Genomic DNA, 12,785 nt, shown 5'->3' with positions numbered 1-12,785 from the left:
TACCGTGGGGGCCATGACGCGCTTCTTCGACGCCATCCGCTCCACCGGCTTCCGCCGCGGTCCCAGCCGCATCGTCGGCGGCATCTGCGCGGGCATGGCCGAGCAGTGGAACCTCGACATCACGATCGTGCGGATCGTCGTCGTCCTGCTCCTGCTGCTGCCCGTCCTCGGCGTCTGGGCGTACCTCGTCGCCTGGCTGCTGCTGCCGTGGCAGGACGGATCCATCCCGCTCGAGCGGATCTTCTCCGGGTCGGCCGGCACGGCCTGAGCTGCACCGTCCGTTCCGGACGGCCGATCCGGCTCGCCCCGGCCTCGCAGCGCGGCCTCAGCGCATCCCGAGCACGAAGGGGGTGACGGCGGCTGCCCCGGCCTGCCGGAGCAGCCGCGCCGCGACGGTCAGCGTCCATCCCGAGTCCGTGAGGTCGTCCACGAGCAGGACCCGCTTGCCCGCGAGACCGGCGCGGGCGGCCGGGGCGAGGTCGAGCTCGAGGCGGCGGACGACGGAGGCGAGGCGCTGCGCGGAGTTCACGTCGTGGCGCCCCGCCGACGTGCCGGGCGCCGCCGCGACCTGACCGACGACGGGGACGCCGAGCACGCCCGCCGCGCCGCGCGCGAGGTGCTCGACGAGAGCCGGGTGCCGCTCCGAGGCGACGAGCACGACCCCGTCCACCCCGGGCGTCCACTGGGTGAGGACGGCCCGCACCGCCGGACGCAGGTCGGCCGGGACCACCTGGAGCGCCTCCTGCCCGTCCGGCCGAGGGGCGAGCGCATCCCGCACGCGCGCGGCGAGCCCGAGCCCGTCGAGCCGGGCGAGAGCCATCCCCGGCTCGGCCCGCTCCTCCTCGGCGATGCGCCCCCTCAGCTCGAGGCCGAGCGCCGCCATCCCGGTGGGCCACTGGCGGCGAGGCAGGACCTCGACCCCGGGACGCTCGATACGCGCCCGGACCTCCTCGACCTCCTCACCGGTCGGCAGAGGCGCGAGCCAGCTGCCCACGCAGACGTCGCACCGGCCGCACCGCCACCCCGGCTCGAGAGCCGGGTCGTCGAGCTCGGCCCGCAGGAACGCCATCCGGCACCCGTGGCCGCCCTCGCGATGCGGGCGCTCGCTCCCGCTGTCGCGATCCTCCTGAGCTCGCCGGGGCTCCCCGTCGGAGACACGCTCGTACTCCTCCATCGCGGCCTGCTCCGCCCGCCGCGCCTGCGCGACGCGCTCGTACCGCTCCGCGTCGTAGGCCCAGGCGGCTCCCGTGGCCCGCCAGCCGCCGCGGACCCGCTGCACGGCGCCGTCGACGTCGAGCACGGACAGCATCATCTCCAGGCGGGACCGGCGCAGGTCGACAGCCGTCTCGAGCCGCGCCGTCGACGCCGTCGCGTCGGGAGCCTCGGCGAGAGCCGCCAGCGTGGCGCGGACCGACTCCTCGGGCGGGAACGCGAGCGATCCGAAGTAGTCCCAGATCGCCCGGTCCTCCGGCCCGGGGAGGAGCACGACGTCGGCCCGGTCCAGCGCGCGCCCCGCCCGGCCGATCTGCTGGTAGTACGCGATCGGCGACGACGGCGCGCCGAGGTGGACGACGAACGCCAGGTCGGGCTTGTCGAACCCCATCCCGAGCGCCGACGTGGCGACGAGCGCCCGCACCCGGTTCGCGGCGAGGTCCGCCTCGAGGCGTTCGCGCTCCGCTGGCTCGGTCTGCCCCGTGTAGGCGGCGACGTCGTGGCCGGCGGCGCGCAGCTGCTCGGCGACCTCGCCCGCCATCGCGACGGTCAGGCAGTACACGATCCCGGAGCCCGAGAAGGACCCGAGGTGGTCGGCGAGCCACGCGATGCGGGTCGCGGCGTCGGCCCGCGGCAGCACGGCGAGGCGGAGCGAGTCGCGGTCGAGCGCGCCGCGCAGCACGAGCACGTCCGCCCCGTCCGTGGCGAGCTGTTCGGCGACGTCGTCGCTCACCCGGGCGTTCGCCGTCGCCGTCGTCGCGAGCACCGGCGTGCCCCGCGGCAGGTCCTCCAGCAGCGTGCGGATGCGCCGGTAGTCGGGCCGGAAGTCGTGGCCCCAGTCCGAGACGCAGTGCGCCTCGTCGACCACCACGAGCCCGGTGTCCGCCGCCAGCCGCGGGAGCACCTCGTCACGGAACGCCGGGTTGTTGAGCCGTTCCGGCGAGCACAGCAGCACGTCGACCTCGCCCGCGGCGATCGCCGCGTGGATCTGGTCCCACTCGGTGACGTTCGCCGAGTTGACGGTCACGGCCCGGATCCCGGCGCGCCCGGCCGCGGCGACCTGGTCCCGCATGAGCGCCAGCAGCGGCGAGACGATGAGCGTCGGGCCGGACCCGCGGGCGCGCAGGAGCGCCGTCGCCACGAAGTACACGGCCGACTTTCCCCAGCCCGTGCGCTGCACCACGAGCGCCCGCCGCCTCTCGGCGACGAGCGCCTCGACGGCACGCCACTGGTCCTCGCGCAGCGCGGCGTCGTCGGACCCGACGAGCGCGCGGAGGGCGCGCTCCGCCTCCGCCCTCAGGTCGCCGCTCGGGGCTGCCGCCGCGGCCGTGCGGGTCTGCGTGAGGGGATCCATCTCCGCCACGTTACGGGTGTCGGGCGACATCGGCCGACACGCTGTGGACGACGACGGCGGGAGCGGCCGCGGGTCCGCACCGCGGACGGCCCGAGGACGCGGCCCGCGCGAACCTAGACTCGCCTCGTGACCACAGCCCGTCCGACGCCGCGCCTGCCGCTGCGCCCCGAGCTGGCCGGGGAGACGCCGTACGGCGCGCCGCAGCTCGACGTGCCAGTCCTCCTCAACGTCAACGAGAACCCGTACGCGCCCCCCGCCGCGGTGGTCGCGGAGATCGCCGACGCCGTCACGCGCGCCGCGCACGGACTCAACCGGTACCCGGACCGCGACTTCCGCGAGCTGCGCGGCGGGCTGGCCGCGTACCTCACGCGCGAGTCGGGCGTGCCGGGCCTCGACGCCGACCACCTGTGGGCCGCGAACGGCTCGAACGAGGTGATGCTGCACCTTCTCCAGGCGTTCGCCGGCCCCGGCCGCACCGCCGTCTCGTTCGCGCCAACGTACTCGATGTACCCCGAGTACGCCCGCGACACCTTCACCGGATGGATCGAGGGTCGACGGCGCGACGACTTCACGCTCGACGTCGACCACGTGCTCGCGACCATCGCCGAGGTGCGGCCCGCCGTCGTCCTCCTCGCGAGCCCGAACAACCCCACGGGCACCGCCCTGGCGCTGGCCGAGGTCGAGCGCGTGCTCGCCGCGACGTCGGCGAGCGGTCCCGACGGCGCGAGCACCGTCGTCGTCGTGGACGAGGCGTACGCGGAGTTCCGCCGCCCGGCCACGCCGAGCGCGTTGGAGCTCCTCGCCGACCACCCGTACCTCGCCGTCACCCGGACGATGTCCAAGGCGTTCGCGCTCGCGGGCGCTCGTGTCGGTTACCTCGCGGCGGCTCCCGCCCTGGTCGACGCCCTGCGCGTGGTGAGGCTGCCGTACCACCTGTCGGCGGTGACGCAGGCGGTGGCGCTCGCTGCGCTGCGGCATACCGACACGCTGCTGGGCCAGGTCGCCGTGCTGCGCGAGGAGCGCGACTCGCTCGTCACCTGGCTGCGGGGCAAGGGTCTGGACGCCGCCGACTCGGACGCCAACTTCGTGCTGTTCGGGACGTTCGAGGATCGCGAGCGGGTGTGGCAGAGTCTGCTCGACGCCGGCGTGCTCATCCGCGTGGTCGGGCCGCCGGGCTGGTTGCGGGTGTCGGTCGGCACGCCGCAGGAGAACGCGGCCTTCCGGGCCGCCCTCGAGGAGGTGCTGGAGCCGTGAGCTCGAGCGAGTCGACGCGCACGGCGCGGATCGAACGGTCGACGTCCGAGTCGAGCGTGGTGGTCGAGGTCGACCTCGACGGCACCGGCCGGACCGACGTCTCGACGAGCGTGCCGTTCTTCGACCACATGCTCACGGCGCTCGGCAAGCACTCGCTCGTCGACCTCACCGTCCGTGCCACCGGCGACACCGACATCGACGTGCACCACACCGTCGAGGACACCGCGATCTGCCTCGGCGAGGCGCTGCGCGAGGCGCTGGGCGACAAGGCCGGCATCGCGCGGTTCGGCGACGCGACGGTGCCGCTCGACGAGGCGCTCGCCCTCGCCGTCGTCGACGTGTCCGGCCGGCCGTACTGCGTGCACTCCGGGGAGCCCGAGGGGCAGGAGTACCACCTCGTCGGCGGGCACTTCACGGGGTCCCTGACGCGGCACGTGTTCGAGTCGATCGCCCTGCACGCCGGGATCTGCCTCCACGTCCGCGTGCTCGCGGGCCGCGACCCGCACCACGTCGTGGAGGCGCAGTTCAAGGCGTTCGCGCGGGCGCTGCGGGCGGCCGTGGCCCGGGACGAGCGCGTCGTCGGCGTCCCCTCCACCAAGGGTGCGCTGTGACGGGCGAGGACCTCCCCTCCGGCGAGGTGCCCGACCTCCCGGACCTCGGCGAGCTGCCGCCGTCGCGCACGAACGTCGTCGTCCTCACGCCGGTGCGGTCCGCCCAGGCGCTCGCCGCCCTGTGCGCGCTGCAGGGCGTGGCGCTCGACGTCGTCCCGAGCTCGCGCGGTGCGCTCGCGACGAGCGTGGTCGAGCGCGACCCGTTCGACATCGACCCGGAGGAGATGCTCAGCGGCATCCCCGCGGCCGCCGCCGACATCGCGTCGACCCTCTCGGTCGTCGCGCGAGCGGGCGTCGTCCTGCTGACGGCGCGGATCGAGGACGCCGATGGCGAGATCGCGGGTCACGTGCACGCGCGTCGCTTCACCGGGGGTCAGCCCGGCGAGGACGTCCCTCCCGGGCTGATCCTCGCGAGCGCCGACGACGTCGTGGAACGACTCCTGCTGGGTCGGGTCCGGGCGGAGGACGTCTCGGGGCACATCGACTCCGGCTCCATGCCGCGCAAGCCTCTGCGGCGGCTGCCGTCGCTGCGTCGGCGCCGGCGGGGCAAGGACGCCGACGGCACGGGCGACGGCTCCTCGTGAGCCGCCCGTCCGTCGTCGTGCTCGACTACGGGTCGGGCAACGTGCACTCCGCCGTCCGCGCGCTCGAGCGTGCGGGCTCCGACGTCGCCCTGACGGCCGACCCCGGGCAGGTCGCGGCGGCCGACGGGCTGGTGGTCCCGGGTGTCGGGGCGTTCGCCGCGGTGATGGACGCGCTGACGGCCGTCGGCGGGCCGCGCCTGATCGAGCGGCGTCTCGCCGGCGGACGACCCGTGCTCGGCGTCTGCGTGGGTCTGCAGGTGATGTTCGCGGAGGGCGTCGAGCACGGCAGCCACACGCCGGGTCTGGCGCAGTGGCCGGGAGTGGTCGCGCGCCTGAAGGCGGACATCGTGCCGCACATGGGCTGGTCGCACGTCACCCCGCCGGAGGGCTCGGTGCTGTTCCGTGGCGTCGAGGACGAGCGTTTCTACTTCGTGCACTCCTACGGCGTCGCGACGTCGCCCGCCGGTGACGCGGCGGGCTCGCCGCTGCGCCCACCGCAGGTCACCTGGGCGACGCACGGCTCTCCGTTCGTCGCGGCGGTGGAGAACGGCGCGCTGTCCGCGACCCAGTTCCACCCCGAGAAGTCCGGCGACGCCGGAGCCGTGCTGCTGCGCAACTGGGTGACGTCCTTGCGCTGAGCGCCTCCGCGGGCCGAGCCGGTCCGCGACATCCGCCGACCGACCAGCGATCGACCAGCGACTGAACAGGAGCACCATGACGTCCGCCGCACCCCGCCTCGAGCTGCTTCCCGCCGTCGACGTGACGGGGGGCCGAGCCGTGCAGCTGGTGCAGGGTGTCGCCGGGACGGGCGGCGAGTACGGGGACCCCGTCGCCGCCGCGCAGGCGTGGGTCGACGCGGGCGCGGAGTGGTTGCACCTCGTCGACCTCGACGCGGCGTTCGGCCGCGGCTCGAACGCGCCGCTGCTCGCGGAGATCGTCGGAGCCCTGGGTGGGAGCGTCCGGGTCGAGCTCTCCGGCGGGATCCGGGACGACGCCTCGCTCGACGCGGCGCTCGCCACCGGCGTGCGGCGCGTCAACGTCGGCACGGCGGCGCTCGAGGACCCGGCGTGGACGGCGGCGGCGATCGCGCGTCACGGCGACCGTGTGGCCGTCGGCCTCGACGTCCGCGGGACGCGGCTCGCGGCGCGCGGCTGGACCCAGGAGGGCGGCGAGCTCGACGACGTGCTCGCCCGGCTCGAGGACGCGGGGTGCGCCCGGTACGTCGTCACCGACGTGACGAAGGACGGGACCCTGCGCGGGCCGAACGTCGACCTGCTGCGCCACGTGTGCGCCCGCACCGAGGCGCCGGTGGTGGCCTCCGGCGGCGTGTCCACGCTCGAGGACCTCCGCGTGCTCCGCGCCCTCGTCCCGGACGGCGTCGAGGGCGCGATCATCGGCACCGCGCTGTACGCGCGTGCCTTCACGCTCCCCGAGGCGCTGGACGTCGCGGGCCGCCCGGAGGCCTGAGCCGTGGGGCGCGAGCTTCCGCCGACCTCGCCCTACGCCGCCGACGACGGGAGCTGCGACCCGGGCCTGGCGCGTGCGCTGGAGGCCCACGGGTCGCGCCCGGGCGGGGCCGCCGCCGGCGTGGTCGCGGCGCTGGCCGGCGCCCGTCTCCTCGTGCCGGTCGTCGCGTACCTCGACGAGCGCGCGGAGCCGGCGGCGCCCGGCGGCGTCGCGGGGGAGAAGGTCGCCTCCGCCGCGATGGTGACGCTCGAGGGCCCGGACGGCCGCGCCGTCGTGCCCGTGTTCTCGTCGGTGGCCGCCGTGCGCGCCTGGCGGGCCGACGCGCGCCCGATCCCGGTCAAGACGCGTCGCGCGGCGCTGTCCGCGGTGACGGAGGCGGCGGGGGTGCTCGTGCTGGACCCGGCCGGTCCGGTGACGGTGCTCGTCCCGCGGCCCGCCGTGTGGGCGCTCGCGCAGGGTGTGCCGTGGGTCCCGGCGCTGGCCGACGACGGCGTCCGGCGCGTTCTCGCTCAGGTCGCCGGGTCCGTGCCGCGTGTGAGGGACGTCGAGGTCCTGGCGGGCGAGCGCGCCGAGGTCCGGGTGCTGCTCACGCTGGTGCCCGGTCTGGACCGTGCCGCGCTGGACGACGTGGTCGCGCGCGTCAGCGCCGCGTTGGCCGCGTCCGAGGTCGTGGCCGAGCGCGTGGACTCCCTCGAGCTGCGGATCCGGGCGTCCTGAGCCGCAGGCCGTCTCCGGAGCGGGCTCAGCGCCGCCCGCGCAGGGCGCGCGCGACGAGCACGAACGTCAGGCCGGCGAGGGCGACGGCACCCAGCGCCTGCCCGCCGAGGACGACGAGGTTCACGTCGACGGACGGCCTCCAGGTGACGTCGTCGCCGGAGACGACGAACGCGCCGGCGGGCCGCGCGAGCATGCCGAACCCTCCGCCGCCACCCGCACCCCGACCCTCGCCGCCCGGCGAGGACTCGGACTCCGGCCCGCGGCCGGCGAGGTCTCCCTCGCCGAAGCCCATGCCGTGCATGCCGAGAACCGTGGCGACCGGGATGACGGTGGTGTCGCCGGACGTCACCGGGTCGCCGAACACTCGCCGGACGTGGATGGCGTCGGAGGCCGCCTGCGTGAGGCGTTCCACCGGCGTGCGGGAGGGGACCTGCTCGTTCATCGGACTTCCCTTCGTTGCGCGGCCGGGGCCGACCGTCGTCGGTCCGGTCAGCTGACCGGACCCGTGTACCGCTCGCCTGGTCCCTGGCCCACCGGGTCGGGGTACGGCGACGCCTCGCGGAACGCGAGCTGGAGCGAACGCAGCCCGTCGCGCAGGGGCCGCGCGTGCTGGTCGCCGATCTCTGTCGCGCCGGCGGTGACCAGGCCGGCGAGAGCCGTGATGAGCTTGCGGGCCTCGTCGAGGTCGAGATGACCGGCGGCGTCGGCGTCCTCCGCGAGACCGCACTTGACGGCCGCGGCGCTCATGAGGTGGACGGCCGCGGCGCTGATGACCTCGACGGCGGGGACGTCGGCGATGTCGCGGGCCGCCGAGTCCGGGCCCTGCGTCGAGGGCGTGGGGGAGGATGGCGCTGGCGCAGCAGGTGCGGCGGGCCCAGGGGGCGCCGAGGCGGGATCGCTCATGTCTGGTAGTCTTGCAGACCGACCGACCGGTCACGTCGTCGCGCGCCCTCGCCCCATCGAGGCGCCGTCAGCGGGGCCGGTGCGCAAGCGGAGATCCTCCCACCTCGGCCCGGTACACGGGCTACGGGTTCAGGTCGGCGCCGGACCTCACGGTCCGGGCGCCACGCGTACCCGGCGGGTACGTGACCTCGAGGCCTCCGCGTGCACTCCCACGCGGGGGCCTTTCCCGTGCGGGACGGCTCGAGGCCACGACGAGCAATGAGGAGCACCACATCAGCGAGCCCCGCATCAACGAGCGGATCCGCGTGCCCGAGGTGCGTCTGGTCGGCCCCAACGGTGAGCAGGTCGGCATCGTTCGGGTCGAGGACGCCCTCCGCCTGGCGGAGGAGGCCGACCTCGACCTGGTCGAGGTGGCCCCGGACGCCCGACCCCCCGTCGCCAAGCTCATGGACTTCGGGAAGTTCAAGTACGAGTCGGCGATGAAGGCCCGCGACGCCCGTCGCAACCAGGCCAACACCGTGCTCAAGGAGATCCGTTTCCGGCTGAAGATCGACCCGCACGACTACGGCACGAAGAAGGGCCACGTCGAGCGGTTCCTCACCGCCGGGGACAAGGTCAAGGTCATGATCATGTTCCGTGGCCGTGAGCAGTCCCGTCCGGAGATGGGCATGCGCCTGCTGCAGCGGCTGGCCGACGACGTCGCCGAGCTCGGTCACGTCGAGTCGACACCGCGCCTGGACGGCCGGAACATGACGATGGTCATCGCGCCGCACCGCAAGAAGGCCGAGGCACGCGACGACGCCCGCCGCGAGAAGGAGCGGCGTCGCGTCGAGGAGGGTGACAGCGCCGACGAGGCGCCGCAGACCTCCGCCCCCACGAGCTGAGCGCGCCACACGCGCTCTCGAAGACCCTGACCAGAACCGCACCCGTGCGGCCCACCCGAGGATGACGATGCCGAAGAACAAGACGAACTCCGGTGCGAAGAAGCGTTTCCGTGTGACCGGAAGCGGCAAGATCATGCACAAGCGAGCTCACCAGACCCACAAGTTCGAGGAGCGCAGCCGCAGCAGCGTCCGCCGGCTCTCGAACGACGCCGAGGTCTCCTCGGCGGACCGCAAGTCGATCAAGAAGCTGCTCGGCAAGTAAGCCGCCCGAACCCAAGAAGGAGCATCACGTGGCACGCGTGAAGCGGGCGGTCAACGCCCAGAAGAAGCGCCGGACGACCCTCGAGCGGGCGAGCGGCTACCGCGGTCAGCGTTCGCGCCTGTACCGCAAGGCCAAGGAGCAGGTCACCCACTCCCTCGGCTACGCCTACCGCGACCGGCGCGCCCGGAAGGGCGACTTCCGTCGCCTGTGGATCCAGCGGATCAACGCCGCGGCCCGGGCGAACGGCATCACCTACAACCGCTTCATCCAGGGCCTCAAGGCCGCTGAGGTGGAGGTCGACCGGCGCATGCTCGCGGAGCTCGCGGTCAGCGACCCCGCCGCGTTCACGACGCTCGTGGAGCTCGCCAAGGGCGCTCTGCCCGAGGACGTGAACGCCCCCGCCGCCTGAGGTGGATCACACCCCACGGCTCGACGGACGCCCCCTGGGGCCCGAGCTGACGAACCCCCGGAGTGACCGGGTGGCGTCGGTGCGGGCACTGGCGGGGCGTTCGTCGCGTCAGCGCCACGGCCGGTTCCTCGTCGAGGGACCGCAGGCCGTGCGCGAGGCGGTGCTGTTCGCCGCGTCGCGCCTGCGCGACCTGTACGTGACGCGTGCCGCGCTCGAGCGCTACCCGGAGATCGTCGACGCCGCCCGCGCCGCCGACCGGTTCGTCCATCCCGTCACCGACGAGGTCATGGCGCGGCTCAGCGGCGACGCCCAGGGGATCATCGCCGTCGTCGACGCCGCGGAGCACTCGCTCGACGACGTCGTCTCCCGCGCACCCCGGCTCGTGGCCGTGTGCGCGCAGATCCGCGACCCCGGCAACGCGGGGACGGTGATCCGGGCCGCGGACGCCGCCGGCGCCGACGCCGTCGTCCTCACGACCGGGAGCGTCGAGGCGACGTCGCCGAAGGTCGTGCGCTCGAGCGCCGGCTCGCTCTTCCACCTGCCGGTGGTCACCGGCGTGACCCTCCAGGAGGCTGTCGCCGCGCTCCGGTCCGCCCACCTCGCGGTGCTGGCGGCCGACGCGTCGGGGACGACGGACGTCGAGACCGCGCCGTTGGCGGCGCCGTCCGCGTGGGTCTTCGGCACCGAGGCGCAGGGCCTGACGGCCGACGAGCTCGCCCTCGCCGACGCCGTCGTCCGGGTGCCGCTGCGCGGCCACGCCGAGAGCCTCAACGTGGCGATGGCGGCCACCGTGTGCCTCTACGCGTCCTCCCGCGCCCAGCACGTGCCGGGCTGACCCGACGGGCGTCGACGCCGTCGCGTCAGGACGTGGCGCGCTGCCGTGCCCGCGTGCGCAGCCGGGAGAGGATGAACCACAGGACCAGCAGCGCGATGACGCCCAGCACCGCATAGCTGAGCACGTCGCTCCACCGCTCGAGCACCGGCTTGATCGCCGGGCCGAATCCGTACCCGAGGCCGATCCAGAGCGCGTTCCACACGCCGGACCCGAGCGCGGTGTAGCCGGTGAACCGCCAGAACGGCATCCGTTCGATGCCGGCGGGGATGGAGATGAAGCTCCGGACGAGGGGGACGCACCGCCCGAACAGGACAGCGACCCCGCCCCACCGCGCGAAGAACGCCTCGGCGCGGTCGAAGTCGTTCGTCTCGAGCAGCCAGATCCGGCCGATGAGCGCTCGCGTCCGGTCCCGGCCGAGCGCGGCGCCGGCCGCGTACCAGATCCAGGCGCCGACGAGCGCGCCGAGCGTCGCCGCGACGATCGCCCACCACACGTTCATCCGGCCGTCCCACGCGAGGAACCCGGCGCCGGGGAGCACGGCCTCGGACGGGATCGGCGGGAAGAACGTCTCGATGAGGACGGCGACGCCGACGCCGACCTCGCCGAGCGTCTCCATGAGGGACAGCACCCAGCCGATGAAGCCGTCGTAGCCGGCGGACGGGTCCGTCGCCGGGGCGGCGATCAGGGGCAACGGGGGCATGAAGGGCCTCTCGGACGAGGAGGATCGGAGCCGCACCAGGATCGCACGACGGCGCGGCGCAGGAATGGCCCCGTGGTCGGACCCGCCGGTCCGACCACGGTCGTACCGTTCGCGAGAGGAAGTTGGTGCGTTCGCGAGAGGAAGTTGGTGCGTTCGCGAGAGGAAGTTCGCGCCGGCCTCCGATGCGGAGGCGCCACGAGCCTCTCGCGGAGGCGCCACGAGCCTCTCGCGGAGGCGCCACGAGCCTCTCGCGGAGGCGCCACGAGCCTCTCGCGGAGGCGCCACGAGCCTCTCGCGGAGGCGCCACGAGCCTCTCGCGGAGGCGCCACGAACCTCTCGCGGAGGCGCCACCATTCTCTCGCGAGGGGTGTCAGGCGCGGCGGTAGCCGTACAGGTCGTGGATCGCCTCGTTGACCCACACCGTCACGTCGGGATCGTCGGGGGCGTCCGGCGACGGCACCTGCAGCGAGCGGCCGTAGCTCTCGTCGATGAGCGCGAACGCGATCCCGCGCGCGTCCAGGCGTGCTGAGACCGCGTCCAGGTCCGGGTGCTCGAACGTCACGCTGAGGCTGCTCGTGGTGGCGCCGTGCACGCCCACGAGGCCGCCGTCGGACGCCGTGAGGTCCTGCCAGCCTCCGCTCTCGGAGCTGATGCGCGGGGTGAGCCCGAGCGCGGTGAGGAGCGCCGCGGAGCCGGCGACGTCCGGCGTCATCCAGAGCGCCTCCACCGCGACGGCGGCCGCGACGTCGTCCCGCTCCGGCCGCGCTGGCGGCGCGGGGTCCTCCCGGTCCAGATAGACGGGGACGCCATCGGGTGCCCTGACGACGAGCTCGACACCGTGGCCCGCCTCGCGGCGCTCGAGCGTCGCGCCGGTGCCCGCGACGGGTGCGGCGAGCGTGTCGTACGCCGCGTCGAGGTCGGGCACGGCGAGCCGGACCTGGGCGGTGCCGCGCTGCGGGTCGTCGTCGGGCACCCCGTGGAGCGCTAGCCGCCCGGAGCCGAACGCTCGCACCAGCCACACGTCGGCGTCGACGACGGTCGTCGCGCCGAGGGCGTCGACCAGGTTCAGCCACGCGGGCAGCACGGCCGTGTAGTGGATGGGCTGCACGATCATGAGCGGTCCTCCGGGTCGGTGAGGCCGTCCGGAGCCCGGACGGCGGGGGAGTCGGCAGGGGTGCCCGGCGGCGTGGCGAGGTAGCGCTCGAGAGCGCGTTCGACGAGCGCCGAGAGGCTGGTGCCCTCATCGATGCTGCGGTGCTTGACCGCGCGGACGAGGTCGGGCGGCAGGTAGACGTTGAACTGGGCCTTCGGTGGCGATGCCATGACGGCATGCTAGCACGCTAGCAAACGGGTGTCGCGAATAGGAGTCAGCGGTGGGCCGGGGTCGCCGGATTCCGTCGGCCCCCACGCGGCGTCGCGTGGCATGATGGCCCGCATGCAGCGCGCCCAGCGATTTACGTGGCCCACCGGGCCCGTCCGCGTCTGACGCCCTCTCCGGCGTCCCGTCGTCGTCGCTGCCCGGCCGGGCCACCCCCGACACTCCCCACCCTCGCGAACGCACGGGCCGCCGTCGCCCGGTGACGCCTAGACTGC

At 74.6% G+C, this 12,785-nt stretch carries 17 protein-coding genes; 11 read left to right on the top strand and 6 right to left on the bottom strand.

Annotation, left to right across the window (positions count from 1 at the left end; translation table 11 throughout):
• Positions 1 to 13: 13 nt before the first annotated feature.
• Positions 14 to 268 (top strand): PspC domain-containing protein, encoded by a 255-nt coding sequence (locus BCAV_RS12060; protein WP_015882885.1) that lies wholly within the window; start codon positions 14 to 16, stop codon positions 266 to 268.
• A gap of 57 nt (positions 269 to 325) precedes the next feature.
• On the opposite strand, the gene BCAV_RS12055 is transcribed toward BCAV_RS12060, so the two are convergent.
• Positions 326 to 2,566: a RecQ family ATP-dependent DNA helicase gene (locus BCAV_RS12055; RefSeq protein WP_043347094.1), complete on the bottom strand. Its 2,241-nt coding sequence runs from the start codon at positions 2,564 to 2,566 to the stop codon at positions 326 to 328.
• Positions 2,567 to 2,692: 126 nt separating this feature from the next.
• Here BCAV_RS12055 and BCAV_RS12050 point away from each other — a divergent pair, with 126 nt between their 5' ends.
• The 6 genes from BCAV_RS12050 (at position 2,693) to BCAV_RS12025 (ending at position 7,199) form a co-directional block, all read left to right on the top strand.
• Complete coding sequence (locus BCAV_RS12050) at positions 2,693 to 3,820, top strand: histidinol-phosphate transaminase (protein ID WP_015882883.1); 1,128 nt, start codon at positions 2,693 to 2,695, stop codon at positions 3,818 to 3,820.
• Positions 3,817 to 4,431 carry an imidazoleglycerol-phosphate dehydratase HisB gene (gene hisB, locus BCAV_RS12045; RefSeq protein WP_015882882.1) on the top strand — a complete coding sequence of 205 codons (615 nt, stop codon included), beginning with the start codon at positions 3,817 to 3,819 and terminating at the stop codon, positions 4,429 to 4,431. Before BCAV_RS12050 ends, hisB begins: the two co-directional genes overlap by 4 nt.
• On the top strand, positions 4,428 to 5,015 hold the full coding sequence (locus tag BCAV_RS12040) for a hypothetical protein (protein ID WP_015882881.1): 588 nt from the start codon (positions 4,428 to 4,430) through the stop codon (positions 5,013 to 5,015). The genes hisB and BCAV_RS12040 overlap by 4 nt, the downstream gene beginning before the upstream one ends.
• The gene (gene hisH / locus BCAV_RS12035) at positions 5,012 to 5,653 is read left to right on the top strand and encodes an imidazole glycerol phosphate synthase subunit HisH (protein WP_015882880.1); all 642 of its coding nucleotides are present in this window, start codon (positions 5,012 to 5,014) and stop codon (positions 5,651 to 5,653) included. The genes BCAV_RS12040 and hisH overlap by 4 nt, the downstream gene beginning before the upstream one ends.
• Before the next feature lie 76 nt (positions 5,654 to 5,729).
• On the top strand, positions 5,730 to 6,482 hold the full coding sequence (gene priA / locus BCAV_RS12030) for a bifunctional 1-(5-phosphoribosyl)-5-((5-phosphoribosylamino)methylideneamino)imidazole-4-carboxamide isomerase/phosphoribosylanthranilate isomerase PriA (protein ID WP_015882879.1): 753 nt from the start codon (positions 5,730 to 5,732) through the stop codon (positions 6,480 to 6,482).
• 3 nt (positions 6,483 to 6,485) lie between these two features.
• On the top strand, positions 6,486 to 7,199 hold the full coding sequence (locus tag BCAV_RS12025; protein WP_015882878.1) for an SseB family protein: 714 nt from the start codon (positions 6,486 to 6,488) through the stop codon (positions 7,197 to 7,199).
• Between the two features lie 25 nt (positions 7,200 to 7,224).
• Here BCAV_RS12025 and BCAV_RS12020 read toward each other — a convergent pair whose 3' ends face one another.
• Positions 7,225 to 7,641, bottom strand: a complete 417-nt coding sequence (locus tag BCAV_RS12020; protein WP_015882877.1) for a GerW family sporulation protein — start codon at positions 7,639 to 7,641, stop codon at positions 7,225 to 7,227.
• A 47-nt stretch (positions 7,642 to 7,688) separates the two neighbouring features.
• Complete coding sequence (locus BCAV_RS12015; protein ID WP_015882876.1) at positions 7,689 to 8,102, bottom strand: DUF1844 domain-containing protein; 414 nt, start codon at positions 8,100 to 8,102, stop codon at positions 7,689 to 7,691.
• 299 nt (positions 8,103 to 8,401) lie between these two features.
• Here BCAV_RS12015 and infC point away from each other — a divergent pair, with 299 nt between their 5' ends.
• From infC to BCAV_RS11995, 4 genes are all read left to right on the top strand, one after another.
• Positions 8,402 to 8,986 carry a translation initiation factor IF-3 gene (infC, locus tag BCAV_RS12010; protein WP_425358488.1) on the top strand — a complete coding sequence of 195 codons (585 nt, stop codon included), beginning with the start codon at positions 8,402 to 8,404 and terminating at the stop codon, positions 8,984 to 8,986.
• Positions 8,987 to 9,053: 67 nt separating this feature from the next.
• Positions 9,054 to 9,248, top strand: a complete 195-nt coding sequence (gene rpmI, locus BCAV_RS12005) for a 50S ribosomal protein L35 (RefSeq protein WP_015882874.1) — start codon at positions 9,054 to 9,056, stop codon at positions 9,246 to 9,248.
• 28 nt (positions 9,249 to 9,276) lie between these two features.
• Positions 9,277 to 9,657, top strand: a complete 381-nt coding sequence (gene rplT / locus BCAV_RS12000) for a 50S ribosomal protein L20 (RefSeq protein ID WP_015882873.1) — start codon at positions 9,277 to 9,279, stop codon at positions 9,655 to 9,657.
• A gap of 70 nt (positions 9,658 to 9,727) precedes the next feature.
• Positions 9,728 to 10,492: a TrmH family RNA methyltransferase gene (locus BCAV_RS11995; protein WP_015882872.1), complete on the top strand. Its 765-nt coding sequence runs from the start codon at positions 9,728 to 9,730 to the stop codon at positions 10,490 to 10,492.
• 25 nt (positions 10,493 to 10,517) lie between these two features.
• Here BCAV_RS11995 and BCAV_RS11990 read toward each other — a convergent pair whose 3' ends face one another.
• From BCAV_RS11990 to BCAV_RS22170, 3 genes are all read right to left on the bottom strand, one after another.
• On the bottom strand, positions 10,518 to 11,192 hold the full coding sequence (locus BCAV_RS11990; RefSeq protein WP_015882871.1) for a DedA family protein: 675 nt from the start codon (positions 11,190 to 11,192) through the stop codon (positions 10,518 to 10,520).
• Between the two features lie 370 nt (positions 11,193 to 11,562).
• Complete coding sequence (locus BCAV_RS11985) at positions 11,563 to 12,306, bottom strand: VOC family protein (RefSeq protein WP_015882870.1); 744 nt, start codon at positions 12,304 to 12,306, stop codon at positions 11,563 to 11,565.
• Positions 12,303 to 12,515 carry a ribbon-helix-helix domain-containing protein gene (locus BCAV_RS22170; RefSeq protein WP_015882869.1) on the bottom strand — a complete coding sequence of 71 codons (213 nt, stop codon included), beginning with the start codon at positions 12,513 to 12,515 and terminating at the stop codon, positions 12,303 to 12,305. The genes BCAV_RS11985 and BCAV_RS22170 overlap by 4 nt, the downstream gene beginning before the upstream one ends.
• Positions 12,516 to 12,785: the final 270 nt, after the last annotated feature.

The organism is Beutenbergia cavernae DSM 12333, from assembly GCF_000023105.1.
GTDB lineage: Bacteria > Actinomycetota > Actinomycetes > Actinomycetales > Beutenbergiaceae > Beutenbergia > Beutenbergia cavernae.
Note: the sequence above shows the minus strand (reverse complement) of the source record. Positions and strands in the feature narration are given on the sequence as shown.

Excerpts from the sequence above, each read along its gene's own strand:
- BCAV_RS12060 (WP_015882885.1), top strand. The coding sequence starts at position 14 with ATGACGCGCTTCTTCGACGCCATCCGCTCCACCGGCTTCCGCCGCGGT.
- BCAV_RS12055 (WP_043347094.1), bottom strand. The coding sequence starts at position 2,566 with ATGGATCCCCTCACGCAGACCCGCACGGCCGCGGCGGCAGCCCCGAGC.
- priA (WP_015882879.1), top strand. The coding sequence starts at position 5,730 with ATGACGTCCGCCGCACCCCGCCTCGAGCTGCTTCCCGCCGTCGACGTG.
- BCAV_RS12020 (WP_015882877.1), bottom strand. The coding sequence starts at position 7,641 with ATGAACGAGCAGGTCCCCTCCCGCACGCCGGTGGAACGCCTCACGCAG.
- BCAV_RS12015 (WP_015882876.1), bottom strand. The coding sequence starts at position 8,102 with ATGAGCGATCCCGCCTCGGCGCCCCCTGGGCCCGCCGCACCTGCTGCG.
- rpmI (WP_015882874.1), top strand. The coding sequence starts at position 9,054 with ATGCCGAAGAACAAGACGAACTCCGGTGCGAAGAAGCGTTTCCGTGTG.
- BCAV_RS11990 (WP_015882871.1), bottom strand. The coding sequence starts at position 11,192 with ATGCCCCCGTTGCCCCTGATCGCCGCCCCGGCGACGGACCCGTCCGCC.
- BCAV_RS11985 (WP_015882870.1), bottom strand. The coding sequence starts at position 12,306 with ATGATCGTGCAGCCCATCCACTACACGGCCGTGCTGCCCGCGTGGCTG.
- BCAV_RS22170 (WP_015882869.1), bottom strand. The coding sequence starts at position 12,515 with ATGGCATCGCCACCGAAGGCCCAGTTCAACGTCTACCTGCCGCCCGAC.